Source organism: Nocardioides sp. P86, assembly GCF_023712465.1.
GTDB lineage: Bacteria > Actinomycetota > Actinomycetes > Propionibacteriales > Nocardioidaceae > Nocardioides > Nocardioides kribbensis.
Map to the genome: position 1 here is coordinate 1218087 of NZ_JAMAYE010000001.1, position 25403 is coordinate 1243489.

At 75.1% G+C, this 25403-nt stretch carries 25 protein-coding genes and 2 tRNA genes; 13 read left to right on the forward strand and 14 right to left on the reverse strand.

Going from position 1 to position 25403, the window contains the following annotated elements:
• Window positions 1–11: 11 nt before the first annotated feature.
• Entirely contained in the window at window positions 12–437 is a 426-nt protein-coding gene (locus M3673_RS05715) for a pyridoxamine 5'-phosphate oxidase family protein (RefSeq protein ID WP_251532530.1), read from the forward strand.
• A 69-nt stretch (window positions 438–506) separates the two neighbouring features.
• A complete protein-coding gene (locus M3673_RS05720) occupies window positions 507–2747 on the forward strand; it encodes an acyltransferase family protein (protein ID WP_251532531.1) in 2241 nt (746 codons plus the stop codon).
• Here the strand turns inward: M3673_RS05720 and M3673_RS05725 are convergent.
• On the reverse strand, window positions 2659–3477 hold the full coding sequence (locus M3673_RS05725) for a S9 family peptidase (RefSeq protein WP_193663785.1): 819 nt from the start codon (window positions 3475–3477) through the stop codon (window positions 2659–2661). The genes M3673_RS05720 and M3673_RS05725 overlap by 89 nt on opposite strands.
• A 224-nt stretch (window positions 3478–3701) precedes the next feature.
• On the opposite strand from M3673_RS05725, the gene M3673_RS05730 reads away from it, so the two are divergent.
• Window positions 3702–4733, forward strand: a complete 1032-nt coding sequence (locus tag M3673_RS05730) for a hypothetical protein (RefSeq protein ID WP_251532532.1) — start codon at window positions 3702–3704, stop codon at window positions 4731–4733.
• A gap of 31 nt (window positions 4734–4764) precedes the next feature.
• On the opposite strand, the gene M3673_RS05735 is transcribed toward M3673_RS05730, so the two are convergent.
• A complete protein-coding gene (locus M3673_RS05735) occupies window positions 4765–6888 on the reverse strand; it encodes a DEAD/DEAH box helicase (RefSeq protein WP_193663789.1) in 2124 nt (707 codons plus the stop codon).
• A gap of 386 nt (window positions 6889–7274) precedes the next feature.
• Here M3673_RS05735 and M3673_RS05740 point away from each other — a divergent pair, with 386 nt between their 5' ends.
• Window positions 7275–7568 (forward strand): YiaA/YiaB family inner membrane protein, encoded by a 294-nt coding sequence (locus M3673_RS05740; RefSeq protein WP_251532533.1) that lies wholly within the window; start codon window positions 7275–7277, stop codon window positions 7566–7568.
• Between the two features lie 46 nt (window positions 7569–7614).
• On the opposite strand, the gene M3673_RS05745 is transcribed toward M3673_RS05740, so the two are convergent.
• On the reverse strand, window positions 7615–8991 hold the full coding sequence (locus M3673_RS05745; RefSeq protein WP_251532534.1) for an aldehyde dehydrogenase family protein: 1377 nt from the start codon (window positions 8989–8991) through the stop codon (window positions 7615–7617).
• Complete coding sequence (locus tag M3673_RS05750) at window positions 8991–9950, reverse strand: TauD/TfdA family dioxygenase (RefSeq protein WP_251532535.1); 960 nt, start codon at window positions 9948–9950, stop codon at window positions 8991–8993. The genes M3673_RS05745 and M3673_RS05750 overlap by 1 nt, the downstream gene beginning before the upstream one ends.
• Window positions 9951–10107: 157 nt before the next feature.
• Here M3673_RS05750 and M3673_RS05755 point away from each other — a divergent pair, with 157 nt between their 5' ends.
• The 3 genes from M3673_RS05755 to M3673_RS05765 all read left to right on the forward strand — a co-directional run bounded on the left by M3673_RS05755 (window position 10108) and on the right by M3673_RS05765 (window position 12321).
• Entirely contained in the window at window positions 10108–11055 is a 948-nt protein-coding gene (locus M3673_RS05755) for a universal stress protein (protein WP_251532536.1), read from the forward strand.
• A gap of 260 nt (window positions 11056–11315) precedes the next feature.
• Complete coding sequence (locus M3673_RS05760) at window positions 11316–11480, forward strand: hypothetical protein (protein WP_251532537.1); 165 nt, start codon at window positions 11316–11318, stop codon at window positions 11478–11480.
• Window positions 11481–11484: 4 nt separating this feature from the next.
• On the forward strand, window positions 11485–12321 hold the full coding sequence (locus tag M3673_RS05765) for an acyl-CoA thioester hydrolase/BAAT C-terminal domain-containing protein (RefSeq protein WP_251532538.1): 837 nt from the start codon (window positions 11485–11487) through the stop codon (window positions 12319–12321).
• Window positions 12322–12346: 25 nt separating this feature from the next.
• Here the strand turns inward: M3673_RS05765 and M3673_RS05770 are convergent.
• The 7 genes from M3673_RS05770 to M3673_RS05800 all read right to left on the reverse strand — a co-directional run bounded on the left by M3673_RS05770 (window position 12347) and on the right by M3673_RS05800 (window position 17834).
• Window positions 12347–12419: transfer RNA gene (locus M3673_RS05770), tRNA-Ala, on the reverse strand.
• Between the two features lie 83 nt (window positions 12420–12502).
• On the reverse strand, window positions 12503–13516 hold the full coding sequence (locus tag M3673_RS05775) for a hypothetical protein (RefSeq protein ID WP_251532539.1): 1014 nt from the start codon (window positions 13514–13516) through the stop codon (window positions 12503–12505).
• Between the two features lie 78 nt (window positions 13517–13594).
• The gene (locus M3673_RS05780; protein ID WP_251532540.1) at window positions 13595–14161 is read right to left on the reverse strand and encodes a GNAT family N-acetyltransferase; all 567 of its coding nucleotides are present in this window, start codon (window positions 14159–14161) and stop codon (window positions 13595–13597) included.
• A 35-nt stretch (window positions 14162–14196) separates the two neighbouring features.
• Entirely contained in the window at window positions 14197–14715 is a 519-nt protein-coding gene (locus M3673_RS05785) for a molybdenum cofactor biosynthesis protein B (RefSeq protein ID WP_251532541.1), read from the reverse strand.
• Window positions 14712–15191, reverse strand: coding sequence for a cyclic pyranopterin monophosphate synthase MoaC (gene moaC, locus M3673_RS05790; RefSeq protein ID WP_193663813.1), 480 nt, complete (start codon window positions 15189–15191; stop codon window positions 14712–14714). The genes M3673_RS05785 and moaC overlap by 4 nt, the downstream gene beginning before the upstream one ends.
• Window positions 15191–16423: a gephyrin-like molybdotransferase Glp gene (gene glp / locus M3673_RS05795; protein ID WP_056865806.1), complete on the reverse strand. Its 1233-nt coding sequence runs from the start codon at window positions 16421–16423 to the stop codon at window positions 15191–15193. Before glp ends, moaC begins: the two co-directional genes overlap by 1 nt.
• On the reverse strand, window positions 16416–17834 hold the full coding sequence (locus M3673_RS05800; protein ID WP_251532542.1) for a UTP--glucose-1-phosphate uridylyltransferase: 1419 nt from the start codon (window positions 17832–17834) through the stop codon (window positions 16416–16418). Before M3673_RS05800 ends, glp begins: the two co-directional genes overlap by 8 nt.
• A 23-nt stretch (window positions 17835–17857) precedes the next feature.
• On the opposite strand from M3673_RS05800, the gene M3673_RS05805 reads away from it, so the two are divergent.
• The gene (locus M3673_RS05805) at window positions 17858–18454 is read left to right on the forward strand and encodes a 5-formyltetrahydrofolate cyclo-ligase (protein WP_251532543.1); all 597 of its coding nucleotides are present in this window, start codon (window positions 17858–17860) and stop codon (window positions 18452–18454) included.
• Window positions 18455–18487: 33 nt separating this feature from the next.
• Here M3673_RS05805 and M3673_RS05810 read toward each other — a convergent pair whose 3' ends face one another.
• Window positions 18488–21178 (reverse strand): penicillin acylase family protein, encoded by a 2691-nt coding sequence (locus M3673_RS05810; protein ID WP_251532544.1) that lies wholly within the window; start codon window positions 21176–21178, stop codon window positions 18488–18490.
• Window positions 21179–21274: 96 nt separating this feature from the next.
• Here M3673_RS05810 and M3673_RS05815 point away from each other — a divergent pair, with 96 nt between their 5' ends.
• The 3 genes from M3673_RS05815 to M3673_RS05825 all read left to right on the forward strand — a co-directional run bounded on the left by M3673_RS05815 (window position 21275) and on the right by M3673_RS05825 (window position 22838).
• On the forward strand, window positions 21275–21634 hold the full coding sequence (locus M3673_RS05815) for an FmdB family zinc ribbon protein (RefSeq protein ID WP_193663882.1): 360 nt from the start codon (window positions 21275–21277) through the stop codon (window positions 21632–21634).
• A 75-nt stretch (window positions 21635–21709) separates the two neighbouring features.
• Entirely contained in the window at window positions 21710–22414 is a 705-nt protein-coding gene (locus M3673_RS05820; RefSeq protein ID WP_251532545.1) for an SAF domain-containing protein, read from the forward strand.
• A 52-nt stretch (window positions 22415–22466) separates the two neighbouring features.
• Complete coding sequence (locus M3673_RS05825) at window positions 22467–22838, forward strand: MscL family protein (protein ID WP_251532546.1); 372 nt, start codon at window positions 22467–22469, stop codon at window positions 22836–22838.
• Window positions 22839–22876: 38 nt separating this feature from the next.
• Here the strand turns inward: M3673_RS05825 and M3673_RS05830 are convergent, their stop codons facing one another.
• A complete protein-coding gene (locus tag M3673_RS05830; RefSeq protein WP_056865804.1) occupies window positions 22877–23071 on the reverse strand; it encodes a hypothetical protein in 195 nt (64 codons plus the stop codon).
• The gene (locus M3673_RS05835) at window positions 23071–24300 is read right to left on the reverse strand and encodes an LCP family protein (protein WP_251532547.1); all 1230 of its coding nucleotides are present in this window, start codon (window positions 24298–24300) and stop codon (window positions 23071–23073) included. The genes M3673_RS05830 and M3673_RS05835 overlap by 1 nt, the downstream gene beginning before the upstream one ends.
• A 178-nt stretch (window positions 24301–24478) precedes the next feature.
• Between M3673_RS05835 and M3673_RS05840 the strand changes: the two genes are divergently transcribed.
• Window positions 24479–24551 (forward strand) — tRNA-Arg (locus tag M3673_RS05840).
• An 83-nt stretch (window positions 24552–24634) separates the two neighbouring features.
• Entirely contained in the window at window positions 24635–25378 is a 744-nt protein-coding gene (locus tag M3673_RS05845) for an SDR family NAD(P)-dependent oxidoreductase (protein ID WP_251532548.1), read from the forward strand.
• Window positions 25379–25403 lie beyond the last annotated feature (25 nt).

Genomic DNA, 25403 nt, shown 5'->3' on the forward strand with positions numbered 1-25403 from the left:
GGCTGCCCGTCATGAGCGCCTTCACCCCCGGCTGGGACAGCCTGCCCGAGCCGCTGCTGGCCTTCTGGACCGAGCGCCACCTGTGCACGCTGACCACCCTGCGGCCCGACGGGCGCCCGCACGTCGTGCCGGTGGGGGTCGCGCTCGACCCGGAGCGCGCCTGTGCGTGGGTGATCACCTCGGTGACCAGCCGCAAGGCGCTCAACCTCGCCGACCCGGCCGGCTCCCGGCTGGTGGCCGCCTGCCAGGTCGACGGCGCGCGGTGGTCGACCGTGGAGGGCACCGCCGAGGTGGTCGACGACCGCGAGCAGGTCGCCCGGGCCGAGGAGCGGTACGCCGCGCGCTACCGCCAGCCGCGGGAGAACCCCGCCCGCGTGGCCCTGCGGATCGAGGTCGCCCGCTTCGTCTTCGGCCCCGGCCTGCTGCGCGCCGCCTGACCCGGGCGCCGCCGCGCCGAGGGTCCCCCGCCCGGCTCACCGAGCGCGCGGCGGTTAGCGTGGTGGCCAGTGAGCCCGTCCCCCGCGCGCGCAACGCACCTGCGCACCGACGTCCAGGGACTGCGTGCCGTCGCGGTCGTCACCGTCGTCCTGGGCCACCTCGGCCTCGGCCCCCTCACCGGGGGGTTCGTCGGCGTCGACGTGTTCTTCGTCGTCTCGGGCTTCCTCATCACCCAGCTCATGCTGCGCGAGGTCGCCCGCACGGGCGGCCTCTCGCTCACCGACTTCTACGCCCGCCGCGCCCGACGGATCCTGCCGGCGGCATCGCTGGTCCTGGTGGCCACCGCGGTCGCCTCGGCGCTGTGGCTGGGCCCGCTGCGCGCCCCCGAGGCGTTCGTCGACGTCGTGTGGGCCGCGGCCTTCGCGGCCAACGTCCGCTTCGCCGAGCGCGGCACCGACTACTTCGCGCTGGACCTCTCCCCCTCGCCGGTCCAGCACTACTGGTCGCTGGCGGTCGAGGAGCAGTTCTACGTCGTGTGGCCGCTGCTGCTGCTCGCCGTCGTGCTCCTGGCCCGGCGCCGGCACCGGGCCCGTGCCTCCGACCGGGCCGCCGGGCCCGACCAGCCCGCCCAGCCCGCCCAGCCGGTGCCGCTGGGAGCGCTGGCCGGTGTGCTGGTGGTCGTGGCCGCCGCCAGCCTGGCCTGGTCGGCGCACCGCACGGGCGAGACCCCGACGGCGGCGTACTTCTCGAGCCTCACCCGCGCGTGGGAGCTGGCTCTGGGGGCGCTCGGTGCGGTGGCCGTCGCCGCCTGGCCCGCGAGGCGCACCCTGCCCCGCGCGGTCGTCGAGCCGCTGGCGCTGGCCGGGCTGGCCGCCGTCGGCTGGGCCTGCCTGCGGCTGACGCCGGCCACCCCCTTCCCCGGCACCGCCGCGCTGGTGCCCGTGCTCGGCACCCTCGCGGTGCTGCTCGCCGGCGCGACGGCCACGCGCTCCCTGGTCGACCGGGCGCTGTCGCTGCGTGCGCTGCAGCTGCTCGGCGGCTGGTCGTACTCGATCTACCTGTGGCACTGGCCGCTCGTCGTCATCCCCTCCGTGCACGTCGACCGGGCGCTCACGCTCGGCGAGAAGATCGCCCTGGCCGGGCTCACCCTGCTGCTCGCCGCGCTCACCACGCGCCTCGTCGAGGACCCCGTACGCCGCGCCCGCGGCCTCGCGCTGCCGTGGCGCGGGCTGGTGCTCTACCCCACCACGCTGGCCCTCGTCGTGTCCTCGGCGGTGGCCGCCGGCGCCTACGTGCAGCGCACGCAGGGCGAGGTCGGCCGCGGCGCGGCGATCACGCTGCCCGACGACTGGCGGCGCGAGCTCGGCACCGACGACCCGGCCACCGCCCTGGTGCGCGCCTCGGCGCGGGCCAGCCGTGAGGGGCGCGCCGTGCCGCGTCGCCTCAGTCCCCCGCTGACCCGCCTGCTCGACTCCACCGCCGACCTCGCCGGCTGCGACTACCGCGACGACACCAACCGCGAGCTGTGTCCCCGCGGCGACCAGGACGCCGAGCGCACCGTGGTGCTGCTGGGCGACTCCCACGCCCGCCACTGGATCCCGGCGCTCGAGCCGATCGCGGAGCAGGCCGGCTACCGCGCCTACTACCTGGCCAAGCCCCAGTGCGTGCCGTGGCTGGTGACCTCGCTGCGCGGCGGCACCACGGAGCCCTTCACCGCCTGCGACGACTTCAAGCGCTGGGCGCTGGAGCAGGTCGAGCGGCTCCGGCCCGACCTCGTGGTCGTCTCGAGCTCACCGGGCACCAGCAGGGGCGTGCTCGTCGACGGCGAGGTGGTCGACGACCCCGAGGAGACCGCCCGCGCGGTGCGCCGCGGCACGACCGCCCTGCTGGAACGACTCGACGCCGCGGCGGGGCGGACGGTGCTGCTGGCCGACGTGCCGATCCTGGCCGACGACCCGGGGCCGTGCCTGTCCTCGCGCCCGCGGTCGCTGCGGGCCTGCCTGACCCACGAGCGTCCCGACCACCGCGCCGCGGCCGCCGCACAGGTGCGGGCGGCGGACGCCGTCGGTGTCGCTTCGGTGCGCACGCGGCAGTGGTTCTGCGCGGGCGACGACTGCCCCGCCGTGGTCGGCTCGACCGTGCCCTACCGCGACGGCGGGCACGTCACCACGCAGTACGCCGAGCAGCTGGCCCGCCCGCTGGGGTTGTCGCTGGGCCTGCTCAGGCGCAGGAGTTCGCGAAGCGCACCAGGTCGAAGGCGCTGTAGTGCGACGGGTCGTCGTGGGGGCCCTGCACCGGCCGCACCGTGACCTCGGCGCCGGCCTCGCGCAGCCGCCCCGCCATGACCTCGGTGTTGTCCTCGAAGGGCACGTAGGGGTCGACGGGCGAGGCGACGAAGCGGTAGCGCACGTCGGCGGGGAAGCGCGAGGCGTTGTCCACGGGGTTGCGGACGAAGGGCCACGGCTCGCCGTCGTAGGCGGCGCGGATGAAGCCGTCGGCGCCCGGCACGTTGCCCATCGTGCGCATGTCGACGGCGGCCTTCACGCCGTACCAGCACGGCGGCGACTCGATGCCGTGCACGACGGCGTTGAGCGAGGTGGTGGCGCCCATCGAGGTGCCGATGAAGAGCTTGACCTCCGCGCCGCCCTGCTCCTCGGCCCACGCGATGAGGCGCTCGGTGTCCTCGGTGGAGGCGGGGTTGCCCCAGGCCTCCCGGTGGAAGAGGGACGAGGCGACCACCCAGCCGTCGCGCCGCAGCGCGTCGAGCCACGGACCGTCCATCTTGTCGTTGACGTTGCCGCCCTGGCCGTGGAAGAAGACGGCCACGCCCTTGGGCTCGTCGGTGGGCGGCAGGTTGAGGCGCACCGGCTGTCCCGCCAGCACCGAGGTGACCTGCTCGCCGGGGTGCTCGCCGCTGGCCCCGGTCGTGGCGAGCACGAGCCCCAGGGCGAGGACCCCGGCGAGCACGGCCTGGGCCACGCGCTTGGGCACCGACGAGCGACGCCGAGGGGCTCCGGGGATCGTCGACGGCGAGGTCATGGCGTCGATTATCAACCGCGGCGGGCCGTTTCCCACATCGATCCGGCAGATCGGTGGCAGCGTTCCTGTCGACCCCACCGGTCCGGCGCCGCGGATCGAGACCGGATCGTGATGGCCGCCCGCTGGGATCCGCGGGTCCAGGGGCGGGTCGCCGGGTAGGAAGGGAGGCGTCGACGCGGGAGCTGCTCGGAGCCCCCGCACGGGCCGAGGAACGGCGGTGGCGGATGCTCTCGCGACGCACGCGCACCCAGGTGCCGGCCCTCGTGCTCGCACTCGCCGCGGCGCTCGCCGGGTGCGCACCGGCGGGTGAGGAGGGCGCGGCCGGCGACCTGACGGTGCCGGTCGGAGCCCCGACCTACGACGTCGCCGCGCCGGCGTGGGCCGTCGGCCGGTCGCTGCACGTGGGTGACGTCGAGCTCGACGTGCGCCCCGCGCCCGAGGCGTTCGTGGTGACGACCGCCGGCGTCTACTACCTGGCCCGCGGCACGCTGTGGTTCACCGACGGCGCCGACCCCGTGGCGGTCGCGGAGGTGGACACCGACCGGCTGGCCCTGTCCACCGACGGGCGGCACCTGGGCCTGCTCGACCGGGTGCACGGGCCCACCGACGCGGCCGGCGTCGCGGCGGCGGTCGCCGTCGTGCTCGACGTGACCACCGGCAAGGAGGTGCTGCGGACCCGTCCCGCGCGGCCCACGGTCGACGTCGCCGCGCTCTACGCCGCGCAGCCCCCGACGTTCGTCGGGTTCGACGAGGACGCCGCCTACGTCGCCGACCCCCTGGTCGAGGGCGTCACCCGGCTGCCGCTCGACGGCGGGCCGGGCGGGCCGGCCCCCGACGACCTGCGGGTGGACCGCTCCCTGGGCTCCGAGGTCGACGTCGTGCGGACGACGGCGGGCCACCTGAGGCTGGCCCGCGACGGTGAGCGGCCCGACGCCCGCGCCCTGCTGTCGCCGGCCGGCGACCTGATCCACCCCCTGGGCGCAGCGACCCCGCCCCGGGCCTACGACGCCGCCTCGGGGGTGCCGGTGCGCTTCGACCCGGGCGAGCGGTGGTTCCAGCTCGGCGGCTGGATCGACCAGGACACCTACTACGGCGCGGCGAGCGCCGACGGCTCCTCGGCCGGGCCCAGCGGGCGCACCGTGGTCGTCGCCTGCGACGTCAGGGCACCGCGGTGCCGACCGGTCAGCGCGGAGTTCCAGCTGCCGACCGGCCCGGAGCTGGTCTTCGGCACCGGCAGCCCCGCGACCGCTCGCTGAGCCGTCCCGGGGCCGCGCCCCGGGACGACTCTCAGCCGCGCGCCTGGAGCGCCTCGGTCAGGAGCGCCACCAGCGCCTCGAGCTGCACGTCGACCGAGCTGGACACCTCGTCGTCGGAGCCGTCGAGCGCCCGGGCGGCCAGGCCGGCCTTGCTGTCGATGAGCTCGGCGACCTTGGTGTCGATGGTCTGCGCCGCGATGATCCGCCACGCCGTCACCGGCTCGGCCTGGCCGATGCGGTGGATCCGGTCGATGGCCTGGGTCTGCTCCGCGTCGGTCCACGACAGCTCGGCGAGCACCAGGTTGGAGGCCACCTGGAGGTTGAGCCCCACGCCGGCCGCCATCAGCGAGCAGACGACGATCTGGACGTCGGGGTCCTCCACGAAGGCGTCGATGTTCTTCTGCCGCACGCGCGGGGTCTGGTCGCCGCGGATCGAGGCGTAGCTGATGCCCCGCTTGGCGAAGGTCTCCTCCGCGACGTCCATGACGTCGAGGTGCTTGGCGAAGAAGACGACCTTGCCGACGTTGCGCGCCAGCTGCGCGGCGTAGTCGGCCGCGAGACCGGCCTTGGCCTGGCCGATGCGCCGCATCATCGAGAACACGTTCTCGTCGGTCTTCGTGGTCGTGGTGTCCTCGCGCTCCCACGTCGCGACCCGGCGCACCAGCTCGTGGTCGATGCCGGCCACGGTGCGGCCCGAGGTGCGGGTGGCCAGCGCGGTGTCGTAGCGCGCGACCATGCGGCGGGCCAGCTCGCGCTCGGCCTCGCGGATGGAGCGGCCGATCTCGTCGTCGAGCTCGACGGGCAGGTCGGCGACGCGACGTGCGGGGATGTCGGAGGCCACGTCGACCTTGCGGCGCCGCACGATGCCCATGTCGACGACGGCCGCGCGGGCCGCGGGGTAGAACGCCGGGTCGGCCGGGGTCATCCCGGTCTCCTCCAGCTTCTCCATCAGCCGGGCGCGCGGGGTCTTGTCGTCGGTCCAGCCGAGGAACTGCCAGATGGCGCGGAAGTCCTCGATGTCGTTGATCAGCGGCGTGCCGGTGAGCGCCATCAGCAGCGGCCGGGCGATGCGGGCGCGGATCCGCTCGGAGAGCTGGAGCACGTGCTGGGAGCGCTGGGAGGTCTTGTTCTTGATGAAGTGGGCCTCGTCGACCACCATGCCGCGGAAGCCGAGGTCGCCCAGCCAGCCCACGTGGCGGTCGAGGATCTCGTAGTTGACCACCACGATGTCGGCGAAGCCGTCGACGGTGTCGCCGTTGCCGTGGACCACCGTGACCGCGCGGTGCGGCGTCCAGCGCTCGGCCTCGCGGGCCCAGTTGGTCTTCACCACGTTGGGCACCACGACGAGCAGCGGGTAGGCCCCCGCCGCCTGCGCGGCCAGCAGCGCCTGGGCGGTCTTGCCCAGGCCCGGCTCGTCGGCCAGCAGGAAGGTGCGGTGGCCGTCGGCGGCGGCCTGCACGACCTGCGCCTGGTGGTGCATCAGCTCCAGGCGGCCCGGCGCCGCGACGGACGCGGTGTCGGGCAGCGGCATGCACGCGGAGTGGCCGCCGGCGTACTCGAAGGAGCGCAGCAGGGGGCCGATGAGCTCCCAGCCGGCCAGGCGCCGCGGGCGCGGCTCGGTGGGCTCGGCGTTGGCGAAGTCGGGCACCAGGAAGGGGTTGGCCAGCTTCCGGGCGATCACCGACTGCGGCACGATCCGCTTCTCGGCCAGGCCGGTCGCCGGGGTCTCCTCGCGGTCGGCCACGACGCGCTGCTCGATGCCGGCGGCCTCGAGCATCTCGCGCTTGAGCAGCGCGGCCGACTCCGAGAGCCGCGCGTCCTCGGCGAGCAGCTGCAGCAGGGAGGTGTCGCGCGCCGCGGTCTTGGCCAGGATGGTGGCCACGCCGTCGAGGCGCTTGAGCTGCTCGGCGCGCTGGGCCTCGGTGACCTCCTCGTCGGCCTTGACGCGGGCCCGCTCCTCGCGCACCAGGATCGCGACGACCTGGAACTTCGTGCGCAGCGAGGAGGCGACCGACCCGCGGGCCACGCCGTTCTCGACCTCGCGCACGGCACGCGCCAGCACCGGGATGATGCCCTCGTTGTCGATGTCGCGCACGCGCCGTTGGCGCGTCGCGGTGCGGGACCCGCCTGAGCGGCGCTGGTCTCGTCGAGCCACGTACTCCTCCTCTGGAGCGCCCGGCGTGCACGACCCCGTCGCGGGGTGGCGGCCCGCGCCGGCGGCGCGGCGACCGTCTCGGACGCACGGGCCGGGCGGCCGCTGCGTCACGTGTCCATCGCGTGTCTCGGCCCCGACCCGACCACGGGGGTTCGGGACGCCGAGGGGCTGCTGCCGGTCTCGGCGTGGAGCCGCGGTCACCGGGTGGTGACCGCCTGGCGGCTGCGGGCCGCCCCTGGCGCCACGGGCGCCGGGGCACCCGGAGGCGCCGCGACCATGGTAGCCGCACCCGGGCCGGTTGAGCACTCGGGCTCAGGCGCGGCGCGGCGGGCGCCGCCAGGCTGGTGGGCACACCGGCCACCCCGGCCCCGACCAGGAGGACCACCATGAGCTCGCCGAACCCCCGCAGCACCCAGAACACCGCGGCCTTCTTCGCCCAGGCCGCGATCTCCTTCGGCGCCGCCCTGCTCGGCCTCGCGATCGCCGTGCTCTACCTGCCGGTCGACCCGTGGGTGCGGGCCTTCCTCGCGATGACCACGCTCTTCCTGGTCTCCTCCTCCTTCACCCTGGCCAAGGTCGTGCGCGACAACCAGGAGAACAGCGCGGTCACCACCCGTCTCGACCAGGCCCGCGTCGACAGGCTGCTCGCCGAGCACGACCCCTTCCGCGCCGTCTCCTGAGGCTCCCGACCCGGGGCGGCACCGGTCGGCGCGGCGCGCGCGTCGTTCAGCGCGGCGCGCGCGTCATCACGTGCTTGAAGCGGGAGTAGTCGTCGATCGAGCGGGTCGACAGCTCCGCGCCGTAGCCCGACGCACCGAATCCGCCGAAGGGCATCTCCGAGACCGTCGTCAGGTGGTCGTTGACCCACACCGTGCCGAAGTCGAGGCCTCGGGTGAAGCGGTCGGCCCGGGCCAGGCTCGCGGTCCACACGCTGGCCGCGAGTCCCTGCTCGACGTCGTTGGCCATGGCCAGCAGGGCCTCGTCGTCGGGGGCTCGCTGCACCGTCACCACCGGGCCGAAGACCTCGCGCTGCACCACCTCGTCGCGCTGCCCGACCCCGGTCAGCACGGTGGGCGCGTAGAACCAGCCGGGGCGCTCGAGCCGGCGCCCGCCCACCTCGACCCGGGCCCCGCCCGCGACCGCGCGGTCGACGAAGCCGGCCACGCGCTCGAGCTGGCGCCGGCTGACCAGCGGGCCCAGCCGGGTGTCCTCGTCGGCGGGGTCGCCGACGCGCAGGTCGCGCACGGCCTCGACGTACGCCGCCAGGAAGGCGTCGTGGACGGAGTCGGCCACCAGCACCCGGCACGCCGCGGTGCAGTCCTGGCCGGCGTTGAGGAAGCCGGCCGGCACCAGGGTGGCGACGGCGTCGTCGAGGTCGGCGTCGTCGCAGACCACGACGGGCGCCTTGCCGCCCAGCTCGAGGTGCACCCGGGTCAGCGACTCGGCCGCGGTCGCCGCGACCGCGCTGCCGGTGGCGCTGTCACCGGTCAGCGAGACCAGACGCACCCGCGGGTCGCGCACGAGGGCCTGGCCCACCTCTGCCCCGCCGAGCACCACCCCGAGCACCCCCGCGGGCAGCACGCGGGAGGCCAGCTCGACCAGTCGCAGCGTCGAGCGCGGGGTCAGCTCGGAGGGCTTGACCACCGCGGTGTTGCCGGCGGCCAGCGCCGGGGCGACCTTCCAGACGGCCTCGAGCAGCGGGTAGTTCCACGGCGTGACGAGGGCGACCACACCGAGCGGCTCGCGGCGCAGCGTGGAGGTGCGACCGGCGGCGTACTCCCCGGCGGAGCCGGCGCTCGGCACCCGGGACGCGCCGGCGAGGAAGCGCAGGTTGTCGACCACCCCGGGCAGCTCCTCGCGGGCGTGGTGGACCGGCTTGCCGACGTCCTCGGAGTCCAGCAGCGCCAGCTCCTCGGCGTGCTCCTCCACGAGGCCGGCGAGGGCGAGGAGCGCGTCGGCACGTGCCCCCGGCGTGCTGCGCGACCAGTCGGGGAAGGCCGCGGCGGCGGCGTCGACCGCGCGGGTCACCGCAGCGGTGTCGCTGGTCGCCAGGCTCGAGCGCACGCCGCCGGTCGCGGGGTCGACGAGGTCGAGCAGCGGCATCAGCTGATCAGCTCGTCGATGCGCGAGTAGGCCTGCGCGTCGCCGCGCAGCACCCGGCTGCGACGCCCGTCGATGCTCACCGGCACGTCACCGGCCACGGTGATGCGGCGCATCTCGCGGTAGGCCGTGCCGAAGTCGGCCACGGCGTAGTGCTGGGTGGCGCGGTTGTCCCACATGGCCACGTCACCGGGCTGCCAGGTCCAGCGGATCGTGTTCTCCAGCCGGGTGATCCTGTTCTGGAGCAGGGTGAAGACCGCCACGGACTCCGCGGAGCTGAGGCCGCTGAAGGCCTTGACGAAGTGGCCCAGCACCAGCGAGCGCTCCCCCGTCTCGGGGTGCACGCGCACCACGGGGTGCTCGGTCTCGAAGAGCTGGGAGGTGAAGTCGGCGCGGGTGTAGCGCGCGTCGGGCTCCTCGGAGTCCTCCTCGTGCTGGGCGTAGTCGTAGGAGTTGGTGTGGACGGCCCAGAGGTCGTCGACCAGGGCGCGCAGCGAGGCGGGCAGCGCGTCGTAGGCGGCCACCGTGTTGGCCCACACCGTGTTGCCCCCGAAGGGCGGGAGCGCCACGGCGCGCAGGACGCTGATCGCGGGCACCCGGTCGACGAAGGTCACGTCGGTGTGCCAGGCGTTGGCGGCCATGCCCTTGTCGGCACTGACCGTGAAGACCCGGGCGCTACCGGTGTTGACGGTCGGGTGGGCGGTCGTGAGGGGGCCCATGGTCTCGGCGAAGGCCTGGTGCGCGGCGTCGTCGAGGTGGTCCTGGCCGCGGAAGAAGACGACCTTGTGACGCAGGAGGGCCCCGCGCACGGCCGCGACCGTCGCCGCGTCGAGGTCGCCCCCGAGGCGCACGCCGTCGACGCGCGCCCCGATGCGGGCGCCGAGCTGGTGGAGGTCGAGCCGGTGGACGTCGAGCCGGTCGCCGCCGAGGGCGGCCTCGGGGCGGTCGAGGGTGCTGGTCATGGCTGCTCCTGCGCGCGTCGGGTCGGGTGGCGTACCAAACCATAGTGACACACGTGAGTTACTCGGGTTCGACTCACGGCGGGGCCGGGACGCACGACCCCCGACGTCAGGACGTCCGCCCCTGCCCCGCGGCGCACGGTGCGTCGAGGCTGGGGGCATGGACCTCTCCCCTCGCCCCGACGACCAGACCCTGCCCGCCGCGAGCGCCGGCGAGACCGCCCACGTGCCACCGGGCAGCATCGTCGTGGGCGTCGACGGGTCGGAGACCGCGGCCCAGGCGCTGGTGTGGGCCTGCGACCAGGCCGACCTCGAGCAGCGCCCGCTGACCCTGGTGCACGTGCTCGAGCCCGTGCAGGTGCCGGCGTCCGGCATGTACGCCACCACGGCGATCGACTACGGCCTGCTGCTCGACCAGGTGCGCGAGGGCGGGGTCGCGCTGCTGGCCGCCGCCGAGGCCACCGCCCACGAGCGGGCGCCCGGCGTGGTCGTGCACCGCGTGATGTCGAGCGCGGACCCGCGTGGCGTGCTGCTCGGGCTCTCGCGCCAGGCCGCGATGGTCGTCCTCGGCTCCCGCGGCCGCGGCCCGCTGCGCAGCCTGCTCCTCGGCTCGGTGAGCGTCTCGGTCTCCAAGCACGCCTCCTGCCCGGTGGTGGTGCGCCGACCCGACCACCCGCAGCGCCCGCGGACCGGCGTGCTGGTCGGTGTCGACGGCACCGCGCGCTCCCTCCCGGCCGTCGAGTTCGCCTTCCGGATGGCGTCCTTCCGCGGGCGCCCCCTGATCGTGCAGCACTCCTACTTCGACGCCACCGAGGCCCTGGCGATCCAGCGCGGGCTGCCCGCCCCCGAGCTCGCCGACGAGCAGGCCCTGGTGGCCGAGTCGCTGGCCGGGATGGCCGAGAAGTTCCCCGAGGTCGACGTGGAGGTCAGGCTGGGCCGGGGCTTCGCCGACCACAACCTCGTCGAGGCCTCACGCGACGCCGACCTGGTGGTCGTCGGCCACCAGGTCGACGGACCGCTGGAGGACCTCCTCTACGGCTCGGTGGCCCCCATCGTGGTCGAGCACGCCCTCGGAGCCGTCGCCGTCGTGCCGGTGTCGGCGCCCTGAGCCGGCCCCCTCGCGGTCAGGTGGTCGCGGTGCTGGGCGAGCCCGGCCAGCGGCGGACCGCCGGGGGCACCGAGGGCCGACGGTCCTGCCGCCGCGCCCTGGAGGTCACCTGCTCGACGGACCCGGCGGACCCCGGGCGAGGGCGGGCCGGGCGGTGCGGCGGGCGCGGGGCGGCACCCACGCGTCAGCCCTCCGTCACGGCAGCGTCACGCCGGTGGCGGCGGGCCACGGCGGCTCGGCGAGACGCGTACGGTCGCACGATGAGGCTCACCTGCACCTACCGACCGCGCGACGCGGGGGGCGAGGAGGTCGAGCGCCACGTGGAGGGCCCGGACCCCCGCTCCGCCGCCGACTTCCTGGCCCTGCTCGACGCCGAGGCCCCCGACGGCCACGAGCTGGTCAGCGTGAGGATCGTGCAACGCTGAGGACGTGAGGCCCAGCCCCGACATCCACTGGTCAGCCCCCGTGCCCGCGGCTGACTGCGGCACCGGCGTGCTGGTGCTCGCCGGCTCCAGCGGCCGCCTCGACACCGGGCGCGCCGACCTCCTCGCCGCCCGCGGCGCCACCGCGGTGGCGCTGCGGTGGTTCGGCGGGCAGGGCCAGCCGGCCCAGCCGTGCGAGGTGCCCCTGGAGACCTTCGCCGGCGCCCTCGACCGGCTCGCCGCGTCGTGCCGGCGGGTGGCCGCGCTCGGCACGTCGTACGGCGCGGAGGCCGCGCTGCTGCTGGCCTGCCACGACGAGCGCATCGACGCCGTGGTGGCGCTGGCGCCCACCGACGTGGCCTGGGAGGGCGCCCGGGAGAGCGACGACGACCCGCCGCGCACGAAGTGGACACTCCGGGGCGAGCCGGTGCCGTTCGTGCCGCTCGACCGCACCTGGACCCCGCTGCCCGACCCGGCCTTCCTGGAGGTCTACGAGCGCAGCCGCGCGCGGGCGGCCCCCGAGGCGGTGGCCGCGGCCACCCTCCCGGTGGAGCGGATCGGCGGCGACGTGCTGCTCGTGGCCGGCGGCGACGACCGGGTGTGGGACAGCGAGGGGCAGGCCCGGCGGATCGCCGCGCGCCGCGCCTCGGCCGGACTCACGACCACGGTGCTGGTCGATCCCGCCGCCGGTCACCCCGTGGTGCTGCCCGGCGAGGACGCGCCCGACCTGCGCCGGCCCTACCAGGTCGGCGGCGACGCGGGCGCGCCGCAGCGGCTCGGGGCGCTGGCCTGGCCCGCGATCGCCGACGCCCTGCGCCTGGCACGACGAAGGCCCGCAGCCTGAGGGCTGCGGGCCTTGCGTCGATCGGTGGAGCTGAGGGGATTCGAACCCCTGGCCTTCTCATTGCGAACGAGACGCGCTACCAACTGCGCCACAGCCCCGGGTGCGTCACCGCCGACGAGCGGCGGGCGATGCGGTGGGAAACGTTAGCACCGTCGCGGCGTCGTCACGAATCCGATGCCCGTCAGGAGCCCGTGCGGCGGGAGGACCCCTCCGCGCGGGCGGCCTTGGCCGCGCGGGCCTGGTCGTCGGCCTCGCGGGCCAGCGCCGAGTCGGCCTCGGAGCGCCCGGAGGTCCACACGCCGGTGTCGTCGAGATCGATGGTGCGCACCGTGCGGCGGGCCGCGGCGGGCTTGGAGACGTAGGTGGGCAGCGTGACCGGCACGGGGTCCCACAGGGCGGCGTCCGGGGTGGGGTCGGCCTGCACGGCGCTGATCTCCTCGGTCACCTCGCCGGGCAGCTCGAACTCCTCGCGCGGCTCGGGCGCGGGCGCCTCGAGGGGCCCGGCGGCCAGGGCCACGTCGAGCACGACCTCGGAGACGAAGGTGACGGCGGCGTGGGGGGCGTCCTCGGTCGCGCCGGTCCCGCCGGTCTCGGCAGCGGTGCCGGCCGGGGTGGCGGGCGCGCGGCGGGCGCGGCCCAGACCGCGCTCCTGGCGCACCATCAGCCGGCAGGCCACCAGCCAGGCCACCAGCAGGGCGCCGGGGGCGGTGAGCGACCACCAGGAGACCACCGCGGTCGCGGCGAGCACGCCGACCACGACGAGGGCCAGCAGCAGGACGGCCAGCACGTTGCGACGGCGGCGCGCGGCGCTGCGCGCGGCCGCGCGACGGGCCACCGGCGACGGCGTACGGGTCGGAGCACCGGCGGCGTCGACCGTCGCGTCGGTCGGGGGCGCGGGTGCCGGGGAGGAGACGGACACCGTGGACTCCAGGCGCACGGCCTCGCCGGCGGGGCCGGCCGCGGCACCGCCCTTGGTGGTCACCACGGGGCCCGAGGGGGCCCGGCCGGGCTGCACCACCAGGCGTGCGTCGCGCCGGTCGACCGGCTCGCGCCGGGCCAGCACCCGCATGCTCTGGGAGAAGCGCTCCACCGAGCGGCTCCGCGTCACCTCGTCGTGGTGGCGCAGGGCCTTCGGGACCAGGTAGACGGCCCACGCCACGGCGAGGGCGAGGAAGATGAATGCGCTCAGGTCCACCCCCGCAGCCTAGGTTCACTGCCTCAGGGGCTCTCGGATGTCAACCCGTGTGTCGCAGATCAGCTGCTGGGAGCGGGCTCAGACCACCCGGCGCAGCAGCCCGTCGGGGCAGTCCTCGGCGGTGATGGCGTAGAGCCGGTGGTCGCGCCAGGCGCCGTCGATGTGGAGGTAGCGCGGGGCGTAGCCGACCTCGGTGAGCCCCAGCTTCTCGACCACGCGCAGGGAGTTGGAGTTCTCCGGGCGGATCGCGACCTCGATGCGGTGCAGGCCCAGCCCGGTGAAGCAGTGGTCGATGACCATCGCCACCGCGCGCGGCATGATGCCGCGACCCGCGGCGTCGCGGTCGAGCCAGTAGCCGACCGAGGCGAAGAGCGCGGAGCCCCGCACCACGTTGTTGACGGTCACCTGGCCCACGAAGCGGCCGTCGACCTCGACCACGAAGGGGTACGTCGTGTCGTGGCGGGCCTGGCGGTGCAGCCGGCGCACCAGCGCCCGGAAGGTCGTGGGCCGGTCGTCGCCGCCCGGCGGCACCGTGGCGTCCCACGGCATCAGCCAGGCGGCGTTGCGACGCCTCGTCGCGCGCCAGGCGTCGGCGTCGCCGCGGCGCAGCGGACGCACGGTGACCTCCTCGTGGCGCAGGGCCACGGGCCAGGCCGACCGCGGGGGTCGCTGGTCACGGCTCAATGGTCGCTCCCCACGACCTGCTCGGCCGCGTGCACCAGCACGGGCGTCAGCACCGCCAGGCCGTCCTTGACGCCGCCGCGCGAGCCGGGGAGGTTGACGACCAGGGTGGTGCCGACGACGCCGGCGAGCCCGCGCGACAGCATCGCCGTCGGCACGCCCTTGGCCACGCCGTGCGCACGGATGGCCTCGGCGATGCCCGGCACCTCGCGCTCCACCACGCTGCGGGTGGCCTCCGGGGTGCGGTCGGTGGGGGTGAGGCCGGTGCCGCCGGTGGTGAGAACCACGCGGGCCCCCGCCTCGACCGCGGCGCGGATCGCCGCGGCCACCGGCTCCCCGTCGGGCACGACCGCCGGCTCACCGACTTCGAAACCCAGCCCGAGCAGCGCCTCGACGATGAGCGGGCCCGTGGTGTCGGCGTACACGCCGGCGGAGGCGCGGTTGGAGGCCACGACCACCGCGGCGGGGAGGCCGTGGGCGGGCGCGGGTGCGGCGGGCGTCGTCGGCTCGGGGGTCATCGCGCCCAGTCCCCCGACTTGCCGCCGGTCTTGGTCTCGACGCGCACGTCGGTGATCACCGCGCCCTTGTCGACCGCCTTGACCATGTCGACGACCGTGAGCGCGGCGACCGAGACCGCGGTGAGCGCCTCCATCTCCACGCCGGTGCGGTCGGTGGTGCGCACGGTCGCGAGGATCTCCACGGCGTCGTCGGCCACGGCGAGGTCGACGGTGACGCCGGAGACCGCGAGCGGGTGGCACAGGGGGATCAGGGCGGGGGTCTGCTTGGCGCCCATGATGCCGGCGATGCGGGCCACGGCCAGCGCGTCGCCCTTCGGCACGCCCTCCCCGCGCAGCAGGCCGACCACCTCGGGCGAGACGAGCACACGCCCCGAGGCCGAGGCCGTGCGGGCGGTGACGGCCTTGGCCGAGACGTCGACCATGCGCGCGGCGCCGGTCTCGTCGACGTGGGTGAGCCCGCCCGGGCGCTCGCCCATCAGAACTCCTCGTCGAGCCGGATGACCTGCACCGGCTCGCCGGCGCCGATCGACAGCGTGTCCTCGGGCACCACGATGAGCGCGTCGGAGGCCGCGAGGTCGCCGACCAGGTGCGAGCCCGACCCGCCGACCGGCGTGACGGTGGCCTGCCCCGAGGCGGCGTCGTACTCCCCGCGCAGGAACTGGCGCCGACCCGGCGGCGAGGTGATGGCGTGGGTCAGCCGGGCCTGCACCAGGGGGCGGGAGTGGGGGGTGATCCCCATCATCTTGCGCAGCGCCGGCAGCACGAACATCTCGAAGGAGATGTAGGAGGACACCGGGTTGCCCGGCAGGCAGAAGATCGGCGTGGCGTCGTCACCCACGGTGCCGAAGCCCTGGGGCTTGCCCGGCTGCATCGCCACGGGGCCGAACCACACCGTGCCCAGCGGCCGCAGCGCCTCCTTGACCACGTCGAAGTCGCCCATCGAGACCCCGCCCGAGGTCACCACGACGTCGGCGCGCACGAGCTGGTCGGCCAGCGCGTCGAGGAAGGCGCGCGGCTGGTCGGGCACGATCCCGACGCGGTAGGCCAGCGCCCCGGCGCGACGCGCGGCGGCGGCCAGGAGGTAGGAGTTGCCGTCGTAGATCGAGTCGTGGCCCAGCGGCTGCCCGGGCTCGCGCAGCTCGGTGCCGGTGGAGAGGATGACCACCCGCGGGCGGGGCCGGGAGGCGACGCTGGCGCGGCCCACCGAGGCGAGCAGCCCGAGGTGGCGCGGGCCCAGGACGGTGCCCTCCTCGATGAGCAGGTCGCCCACCGAGACGTCGTCGCCGGCCACCCGCACGTGCTGGCCCGGCGAGGGCGAGCGCTCGATGCGCACGCGCGCGACCCCGTGGTCGGTCCACTCGTAGGGCACGACGCAGTCGGCGCCGCTGGGCACCGGCGCGCCGGTCATGATCTTGGCCGCCGTGCCGGGGGGCAGCGTCAGCAGCTGGGCGTTGCCGGCGCCGATCTCGCCGACCACGGGCAGCTCGACGGGCGACTCCTCGCCGGCGTCGGCGACGTCGGCGTGGCGCACGGCGTAGCCGTCCATGGCGGAGTTGTCGAAGGAGGGCAGCGCGATGCCGGCGGTGACCGACTCGGCGGCCGCGAGGCCGAGGGTCTCCATCAGCGGCTGCTGCACGTGGCCCAGCGGGGTGATCGCCTCCAGCACCCGCGCGAGGTGCTGCTCGACGGTGATCGGGGCGTCAGCCACGGGCACGACCGTCGGTGGCGCCGGCCGTGGAGCCCTCGCCGGTGAGGACCTCGCCGCCGGGCAGGCGCTGCGCCGAGCGCGCGGAGAGCGCGACGTCGCCGACGACCTGCACGCCCTTGCCGAAGGTGAAGTCGCCCTCGACGCGCAGCGAGGAGGCTGCCTTCATCGAGGGCGCGCCCTCGGGGAAGCGCTTGTCGAACTCGCCGACCAGCTTGTAGAAGTCGCCGTCGAGGTCGACGAAGGGCACCTCGTCGGCGGTCTGGTCGAGCACGAAGTCGCGCCCCAGGTCGTAGACGTCGGAGCGCAGCACCAGCAGGTCGTTGGTTGTCTTGACCGGCACGAAGCGGTCGCGACCGACCTCGATGAGCGTGGAGCCCTCGAAGACCTCGATCGCGGCGCCCATCGCGGTCTCGATCTGCACGACCTCGGTGGTGGACTTGTCGCCGGGGTCGACGTTCTTGACGTTGCGGATCATGGGCAGGCCGAGGATGCCGTCGCGCTGGTCGAGGGCCGCCTTCATCGCGGCCAGGTCGAACCACAGGTTGTTGGTCGAGCAGAACCGGTGCCGGTCGAGGTCGGCCAGGGCGTCCTTGTCGGCGTCGAGGGTCTGCGCGGTCTCGCGCAGCACGATCCGGCCGTCGGAGCGACGGCGCGCGAAGTGGCCGCCCTTGCGGTCCGAGGGGGTGCGGCGCACGGCCTCGATGGCGAAGGGCGCGCCGCTCGCGGCGAACCAGCCGGCGACCCGGGCGTCGGGCACGGCGCCGAGGTTGTCGGAGTTGGAGACGAAGACGCGCTCGTAGCCCGCCGCGATCAGCTCGTCGAGCAGGCCCGTGCCCCGCAGCGCGGTGTAGAGGTCACCGTGCCCGGGCGGACACCACTCCAGGTCGGGGTCCTTGGGGTACTCGACCGGGGCGAGGTCCTTGAGCCGCAGCTTGGGCTCCTTGTTCTGCAGGAACTCCAGCGGCAGACCGGCGACCGGCAGGTCGTCGTAGCGCGCGAGGGCGGCCATGGTGTCGCCCGAGGTGCGGAAGGAGTTCATGAAGATCAGCGGCAGGGTGGCGTCGTACTGCGTGCGCAGGTGCAGCACCTGGCGGGCGATGATGTCGAGGAAGGACAGCCCGCGGCGCACGCACAGCAGCGACTTGGCGCGGTCCATGCCCATCGAGGTGCCGAGGCCGCCGTTGAGCTTGATCACCGCGGTGGTGCGGATGGCCTGCGCGGCGACCTCGTCGGAGACCTCGACGTCGGCCAGCGACTCCATGTCGACCGGCTCGATGGTCGACTCCGGGATCATCCCGGTCTCGCCGTGCTCGAGGAGGCGGTAGTAGTGGGAGAACGTGTCGATCGCGACCTCGTCGACCCCCGCGGCGGCCATCTTGTCGCGCGCCATGTGCAAGCCAGGTGAACCCATGATGTCGATCGTAGGCTTCCGGGGTGGCCGCCTCGCAACCTCCCGCCCGATCCGCGGCCAAGACCGCCCTGCGCGACCGGCTCGTCACCGCCCGTCGTCGGCGCCCGCTGAGCGAGCGGGCGGAGGTCGCGGCGGCCGTGGCGGCCCACCTGCTGGCCGCGCCCGAGGTGCGCCGCGCGGCCACGGTCGCGGCCTACGTCGCGGTCGGCGACGAGCCCGGCACCGCTCCCCTGCTCGACGCCCTCGAGGCCTCGGGGCGCCGCGTGCTGCTGCCTGTGCTGCTCCCCGACGACGACCTCGACTGGGCGGCGTACGCCGGGCCGGGCTCGCTCGCCCGCGCCGGCCGGGGCCTGCTGGAGCCCGTGGGCCGGCGGCTGGGCCCCGAGGCCGTCGCGACCGCCGACGTGGTGCTCGTGCCGGGCCTGGCCGTCTCACCGCGCGGGGACCGGCTCGGCCGCGGGGGCGGCTCCTACGACCGGGCGCTCGCACGGGTGCCGGTCGGCACCGTCACCTGCGTGCTGCTGCACGACGAGGAGGTCGGCCTCGACGTGCCCGTCGACGCCCACGACCTGCCCGTCACCGCCGCCGTCAGCCCCGCCGGCGTGGTGCGACTGCGCTGAGCCCCGGCCTGCTCCACCGGCCTGGTCTCCGGTCTACTCCTCGGCGGGCGCCAGCGTCATCGTGTCGTCGGCGGCGGCGCGCACGGCGTTGGGGCTGAATGCCCAGGCCAGGGTCTCCCCGCGCGCCCACAGGTCGGTCTGGTCGGTGTAGTGGGGGTGGAAGGGGTGGCCGCTGACGCCGGTGAGGTTGATCCACCGCGAGTCGTCGAGGTCGGCCAGCGACACCACCATCCGCATCGAGGGGGCCGCGGTCACGGTGTAGCCCTCGGCCGCGTCCCACGCCGTGGCGTCGACCGCGGAGCCGCCGCCACCGGCCTTCCACCCGCCACGGTTGACCAGCCACTCCACCGGCGCGATGCCGGAGTCGCCGAGGGTCTGCTCGCGCAGCTCGAGGCGGTGCAGGTGGCCCCACTCCCAGTCGTCGGCGTCGTGGGCGTCGAGGCGCGTCAGCTCGTCGCGGGCGTCGAGCATCGACTGGCGCAGCACGTCGTCGCGGGTCTCGACCACGTCCTCGGTGGTGACGTCGTCCCACCACGGGTCCCGGGGCTCGCGCAGCAGCCGCTCCATGACGGCCCACCAGCGCTGGCCGCCGTCGGGGCGCACCTCGGGCGAGAGCTCGTCGTCGAAGGTCTGCTGCAGCACCGTGCGCCACACGACGTTGAAGTAGGCCGCCGCCGCGCTCTGCGGGCCCTCGGCGGGCTGGGTGAAGTCCCAGTCGCGCAGCTGGCGCTGCCCGCCGGTGTAGTAGCCGCCGGGCATCCGCTGCTGGAGCAGGTACGGCGTGAGCACCGGCCCCAGCGCGCTGGCGGTGTCGAGCTGCAGGTCGGTCATGTCGGCCACCGACACCGTGCCGCCGTCGGCGAAGCGGTCCTCCAGCACGTCGCGGATGCGCTGGGAGCGGTAGCCGCGGTCCCAGTCGTCGGTGAAGAAGGAGGGGAAGTCCTGCGCGACCACGGCCTGGTTGGCGGTGACGACGAAGCCGTCCTCGGGGTCGAGCACGTGGGGCAGCGAGCTGAAGGGCAGGTAGTCACCGGTCCAGTCGTTCTCCGAGCGCCAGCCCGCGGCGGGCAGCCGCCCGTCGTTGCCCGACTTGCGGATCGGGATCCGCCCCGGCGCCTGGTAGCCGATGTGGCCCTCGCGGTCGGCGTAGACGAGGTTCTGCGCCGGCACGGCAAAGGAGGAGGCCGCGGCCCGGAAGGAGTCCCAGTCGGTGGCCAGGTTCAGCTGGAGGATCGCGTCGGCGGTCGGGGCCGGGCGCAGGGCAGTCCACTGCAGCGACACCGCGAGCTCCTCGCCCTCGCGCACCGCTCCCCCGGGCGGGTCGGCCGCCTCGGCGTCGGCGACCCGGCCGATCGCCTCGGAGACGTCGGAGAGGATCGGCCCGTGGGCGGTGGCGCGCACCTCGAGGGTGATGTCGTCGCCGTCGCGCACCTCCACGGTCTCGGTGCGCGTGCGCAGCGGGCGGCGCTCGCCGTCCTGGATCCAGCTGTCGCCGTCGATGCGCTCGAGGTAGAGGTCGGTGACGTCGGGGCCGAGGTTGGTGAAGCCCCAGGCGATGTCGGCGTTGTGGCCGATCACCACCCCCGGCACCCCGGAGAAGGTGAAGCCGGCGACGTCGAGGGCGCAGGCGGGCGACACCGTGCGGCAGTGCAGGCCCATCTGCATCCAGACCCCGGGCAGCCCGACCCCGAGGTGGGGGTCGTTGGCCAGGATCGGCGCGCCGGTCGTGGAGTGCTCGCCGTCGACGACCCAGGAGTTGCTGCCGACGCCGTCGCCGCGCCCCAGCCACGCCGGCAGGTCCTCCAGACCGCGACCGACCGCGCGCAGGGCCGCGACCTGGTCGGCGCGCCACGGCGGGCGGACCGGGTTGCGGGAGCCGCCCCGCTCGGCGTCCTGCTCGAAGACGTCGTCCACCACCGCCCCCTGGTCGACGATCGGCGCGTGCTCGTCGTACGGGTAGGGCGGCCAGAGCTCGGCGGCGCGCTCCGGGCCGACGTCGGCGGCGGTGAGCACCCGGTCAATCTCGTCGGACATGTTGCCGCGCAGGTCCCAGGCCATGGCCTTGAGCCAGGCCAGGGAGTCCACCGGCGTCCAGTCGGCGGGGCGGTAGTCGAGGCCGCTGAGGTCGAGCAGGGTGTACTCGATCGCGATCTCGGAGGGGTCGTGCTGGTCGAGGTAGGCGTTGACGCCCTCGCTGTAGGCCTCGAGCGCGGCGCGGGTCTCGGGCTCGAGCAGGCCGAGCTCCTCCTCGGCCACCCGGCGCCAGCCCATCGTGCGCACCACCAGGTCGCTCTCCAGGGCGGCCTCGCCGAAGAGCTCGGCCAGCCGGCCGGCGGTGGCGTGGCGGCGCACGTCCATCTCGTAGAAGCGCTCCTGGGCCTGCACGTAGCCCTGGGCGCGCACGAGGTCCTCCACCGAGTCGCCGTAGAGCTGCGGCACGCCGTGGTCGTCGCGCACGACCTCCACCTCGCCCTCCAGGCCCGGCAGGCTGGCCTCGCCCGTGGTCTGCGGGAAGGGCCGGCGCACCACGACCGTGGCCGTCACCAGGCCCGCGAGCAGCACCAGCACGAGACCCACCACGACGTACGTCGAGACGCGCAGCGAGCGGGGCAGGCCGCGGAAGACGCCCCAGCCGGAGGCCCAGGCCCGGCGGGTGCGCCGCGGCCACGAGGCCGGGCCGACCTGGGTCGGATCGGGCGAGGACGGGGCGGCGGGGTCGGTCATGGTGGACCTCATTGTGCCTTGACGTAGCATTGGCAGTCGCCGGGTCGGAGTGCCAATCCCTCCCCCGGAAGCCGTCGAGTCCGACCGGGGAGAACCGTGCCGACCTACCAGTACGCCTGCACCGAGTGCGGGCACGCCTTCGAGCAGTTCCAGAGCTTCTCCGACGCCTCGCTCACCGAGTGCCCCCAGTGCCACGGGCGCCTGCGCAAGGTGTTCAACGCCGTGGGCGTCGTCTTCAAGGGCTCCGGCTTCTACCGCAACGACAGCCGCTCCACCACGACCTCCTCCGACGCCGGGTCGTCCTCGACCACGCCCGCCGCGCCGGCCGCCTCGGGCGGGTCGGGCTCGTCGAAGGGGTCGGACTCCGGCTCGTCCTCGTCGGGCTCGTCCTCCACGCCGTCGACCTCGTCGTCGTCCTCGTCCTCGTCCGCGAAGCCGGCCGCCAGCTCGAGCTGACCCGGGCCGACCGGCCCGCACCGCGCCTGTGGAGAGGCCGCCGCACAGCCCGGTGATCCGGCCTAGCGTCGGGTCATGCGCTCCTTCCCGGCTCCCGTCGCCGACCGGTCACGCACGACGGCTGCCGACGGGCCCCACGGCCCGTCGCGTCGCCGGTGGCGGGAGCCGTTGCGCGCCGTCCGGCGCTCCGTGCTCGCCCGCCGCCGGGGGTTCGCCGCGCTGCTGACCGCGATCGCGGTGGTCGCCGGCCTCCGGGCCGCGACCGCCCCGGCGGCGCCGACCCGCCCGCTGCTCGTGGCGGCGCACGACCTGCCGGCCGGCACCGAGCTCACCGCCGCCGACCTGGTGCGCGTCGAGCAGGTGCCGGGCACGCAGCCGGCCGGCCTGGCGCCCGACCCGGTGGGGCGGGTGCTCGCGGCGCCGCTGCGCCGCGGCGAGGCCGTGACCGACGTGCGCCTGGTCGGGCCCGCCCTCGCCCCCGAGGGCCTCACCGCGGTGCCGGTGCGGCTGCCCGACGCCGAGATGGCCGGGCTGCTGCGCGTGGGCGACCGGATCGACCTCATCGCCACCGACCCGCAGGGCGCCGAGCCCCGGGTGGTGGCTCCGGGCGTGCAGGTGGTCGCGCTGCCGGGCGACGGGTCGGCCGGCGCCGGCGGCCAGACGGGAGCGGGCCTGGGCACGACGGGTCGCGTGGTGGTGGTCGCAGCCCCCGACGTGCTGGTCGCGGGCCTGGCCGACGCGGCCGTGCGCACCTTCCTCACCTGGGCCTGGGCCCGCTAGCGTGCCGCCCGGGGGCGGGACCGGCCCGTCCCGCGCACCCGAGGGAGAGCCCATGCTCGGTGGATTCAAGAACTTCCTGCTCCGCGGCAACCTGGTCGAGCTGGCCACGGCCTTCATCATGGCCGCCGCCTTCGCTGCCGTGGTCACCGCGACCGTCGACGTGCTGATGGACCTGATCGGCAAGATCGGGGGCACGCCGAACTTCTCCAGCTACGAGCCCGGCGGCGTCTCCGTCGGCGCGTGGCTGACCGCGCTCATCTCGTTCGTGATCATGGCCGCGGTCGTCTACTTCTTCATCGTCACGCCCTTCACCAAGGCCAAGGAGCGCTACTTCCCCAGCGCCCCTCCCGGCACGCCCGAGGACACGATGCTGCTGCGCGAGATCCGCGACGCGCTCAAGGGCCAGCAGACCCCCGGCGTCTGACCCGGGCCCGGCCCGCCCGGCGGGCCGGGACCCGTCGGTCAGGACCCGTGGTGCGGCGGCACCTGCTCGCGCAGCCAGGTGTCGCCGTCGCGGCGCTCGCGCTCCCCCGAGGCGTCCCGCTCGTCGCGGGTCGTCTCGGGGAGCGCGTCGCCGAAGATCTCGGCCAGGCGCTTGCGGCGCTGCCACGCTGTCTCGGCCGGGAGGTCGCCCGGCGTGTCGCCCGCGGTCGCCATCAGGCGCACAGACCGGCGGCGCGCAGCTCCTCGGCCTTCGCCTCGGCGCCGGCCCCGCCGCCGCTGCCGCCGGAGCCGCCGGCCCCGGTCGTGCCGGGCACGTTGCCGGCGCTGATCGCGGTGCTGCTGAGCTCCTTGGTGAGGGGCTCGTCCTTGCGCAGCGCGTTCCAGACGTCGTTGGCCTGATCGGTCCACACCAGCCGGTTGGGGTCGGTGGGGTCGACGGTGTTGGGGATGGTGAGGAACTGGATCTTGTCCAGCCCGATGTCGCGGAACTCGTAGCCCAGCTTGGCGATCTTGGCCAGGCTGCCCATGTCGTCGTCGAGGGTGAGTGACTCCGTGGCGGCCTCGAGGAAACCGAGCAGCCGCGCGGGGTTGGCCAGGGTGTTGGCCGAGACCACGGTGTGGGCCATCGAGGCGATGAACGCCTGCTGGCGCTTCATGCGACCGATGTCGCTGCCGCCGGAGACGGCGTAGCGCTCGCGCACGTAGTTCAGCGCCTCGCGGCCCTCGAGCTCGCGGGTGCCGGCCTCGAGGTAGATCCCGTGGGCCCGGTCGTCGATGGTCTCGGGGATGCACATCTCGACGCCGCCCACGGCGTCGACCATGTCCTCGAAGCCCTCGAAGTCGACGACGACGAAGTGGTCGAGGCGGATGTCGGTGAGGTGCTCGAACTGCTGGACCGTGCAGGCGGGCCCGGCGAGCTCGAAGGCGGTGTTCCACATCTGGTAGGACGCCGCCGGGATGGTCTCGCCGTCGCCGGTCTTGCAGCTGGCGCGGTCGACCATCGAGTCGCGCGGGATGCTCACGCCGTAGGCGCGCTCGCGGTCGGCCGAGAGGTGCAGGAAGATCGTGGTGTCGGAGCGCTCGCCCCCGCCGGTGAGCCCGTCGATGTTGTTGCCCTCACCGTCGCGGCTGTCGGAGCCCATGACGAGGATGTTGAGCGGCTCCTGGGGTCCGGCCACCTCGACCTTGTCAGGGCGCTCACCCACGATCTGGTCGTCGATGTCGAGCACCGTGAGGTTGCCGCTGAGGTGGCGGTAGAGGTAGGTGACCGACAGCCCCGACACCATGCCGAGCACGAGCACCGTGGTGAGCACGACCTTGAGGACCGTGTGGGATCGGCGTCGTCGTGCGCGTCGCTTCCCGGTGCGGGTCACGGCGGTGTCGGGAGTCGCCACGTCGGGCTGGCCGGTCGAGCCGTGCTCGGTCTGGTCGGGCACTGTCACCTCGGGAGTCGGGGATGCGGACCCACGGTAGACGGGTCGACCTAGTGTGCGGCGACAGCCGCGTTACACCCAAATCACCTCGCGCGCCCAACCGCCGCGCCGGACGTGCCGCACATCGCGGTCTGCGCGCGGACGGAGGTCGGTGACGTGGCAGGATGTCGGCGCGCACGACGCACCCGCCCCAGTAGCTCAGTGGATAGAGCAGCCGCCTCCTAAGCGAAAGGTCGCAAGTTCGACTCTTGCCTGGGGCACCCACGGCTCGCCGGTCGGCGGTCCACACGACCGGCCGTCCGGCCACGGCGCCGCGCTGGCAGCGGCGACCTAGGCTCGGCGCATGGACCTGGGACTCTCGGGCGCCCGAGCGCTCGTCACCGGCGGCAACCGCGGCATCGGCCTGGCGACGGCGCGTCGCCTCAGCGCGGAGGGGGCGCGGGTGGCGCTGCTGGCCCGCGACGGCGAGGCGCTGGAGCGGGCCGCGGCCTCCCTCGAGGGGGCGGTGACGGTGCAGGCCGACACCACCGACGACGCCGCCGTGCGGGCCGCGGTGGAGCGCGCCGCGGGCGGGCTCGGCGGCCTCGACGTGGTGGTCAACGCCGCCGCTCCGCGGGCGAGCGGCGGGCGCACCCCGGGGCTGGCCGGCCTCGACGACGCGGAGTTCCTGGTGGAGATGGACACCAAGGCGCTGGGCTACGCCCGCGTCGTGCGCGCGGCGGCGGCGTACCTGCTCGACGGGGGCGGGCGGATCGTCAACGTCTCCGGCATGAACGCCCGCAAGACCGGCTCGATCACCGGCTCCGTGCGCAACATCGCCGTCGTGGCGCTCACCAAGAACCTCGCCGACGAGCTCGGGCCGCAGGGCGTCAGCGCCGTGTGCGTGCACCCCGGCCTCACCGTCACCGAGCGCAACGCCGACGACGGCGACTACCTGGTCAAGGCCGCCGACAACGCGCTGGGGCGTGCGATCACCGCCGACGAGGTGGCGACGGCGGTGACGTTCCTCTGCTCGCCCCACGCCGCGATCGTCAACGGCGGCGTGGTCACCCTCGACGGGGGCCGCCCCGGGTCGCTGTGGGCCTAACCGCCGGCGCACCCCGCCGAGGCGG

Coding starts and splice junctions, on each gene's coding strand:
- M3673_RS05725 (WP_193663785.1), bottom strand. CDS start 3,477: ATGACCTCGCCGTCGACGATCCCCGGAGCCCCTCGGCGTCGCTCGTCG.
- M3673_RS05760 (WP_251532537.1), top strand. CDS start 11,316: ATGAGGCTCACCTGCACCTACCGACCGCGCGACGCGGGGGGCGAGGAG.
- M3673_RS05750 (WP_251532535.1), bottom strand. CDS start 9,950: ATGACCAGCACCCTCGACCGCCCCGAGGCCGCCCTCGGCGGCGACCGG.
- M3673_RS05810 (WP_251532544.1), bottom strand. CDS start 21,178: ATGACCGACCCCGCCGCCCCGTCCTCGCCCGATCCGACCCAGGTCGGC.
- M3673_RS05740 (WP_251532533.1), top strand. CDS start 7,275: ATGAGCTCGCCGAACCCCCGCAGCACCCAGAACACCGCGGCCTTCTTC.
- M3673_RS05745 (WP_251532534.1), bottom strand. CDS start 8,991: ATGCCGCTGCTCGACCTCGTCGACCCCGCGACCGGCGGCGTGCGCTCG.
- M3673_RS05785 (WP_251532541.1), bottom strand. CDS start 14,715: ATGACCCCCGAGCCGACGACGCCCGCCGCACCCGCGCCCGCCCACGGC.
- M3673_RS05800 (WP_251532542.1), bottom strand. CDS start 17,834: ATGGGTTCACCTGGCTTGCACATGGCGCGCGACAAGATGGCCGCCGCG.
- moaC (WP_193663813.1), bottom strand. CDS start 15,191: ATGGGCGAGCGCCCGGGCGGGCTCACCCACGTCGACGAGACCGGCGCC.
- M3673_RS05755 (WP_251532536.1), top strand. CDS start 10,108: ATGGACCTCTCCCCTCGCCCCGACGACCAGACCCTGCCCGCCGCGAGC.
- M3673_RS05715 (WP_251532530.1), top strand. CDS start 12: ATGAGCGCCTTCACCCCCGGCTGGGACAGCCTGCCCGAGCCGCTGCTG.
- M3673_RS05730 (WP_251532532.1), top strand. CDS start 3,702: ATGCTCTCGCGACGCACGCGCACCCAGGTGCCGGCCCTCGTGCTCGCA.
- M3673_RS05820 (WP_251532545.1), top strand. CDS start 21,710: ATGCGCTCCTTCCCGGCTCCCGTCGCCGACCGGTCACGCACGACGGCT.
- M3673_RS05825 (WP_251532546.1), top strand. CDS start 22,467: ATGCTCGGTGGATTCAAGAACTTCCTGCTCCGCGGCAACCTGGTCGAG.
- M3673_RS05845 (WP_251532548.1), top strand. CDS start 24,635: ATGGACCTGGGACTCTCGGGCGCCCGAGCGCTCGTCACCGGCGGCAAC.
- M3673_RS05830 (WP_056865804.1), bottom strand. CDS start 23,071: ATGGCGACCGCGGGCGACACGCCGGGCGACCTCCCGGCCGAGACAGCG.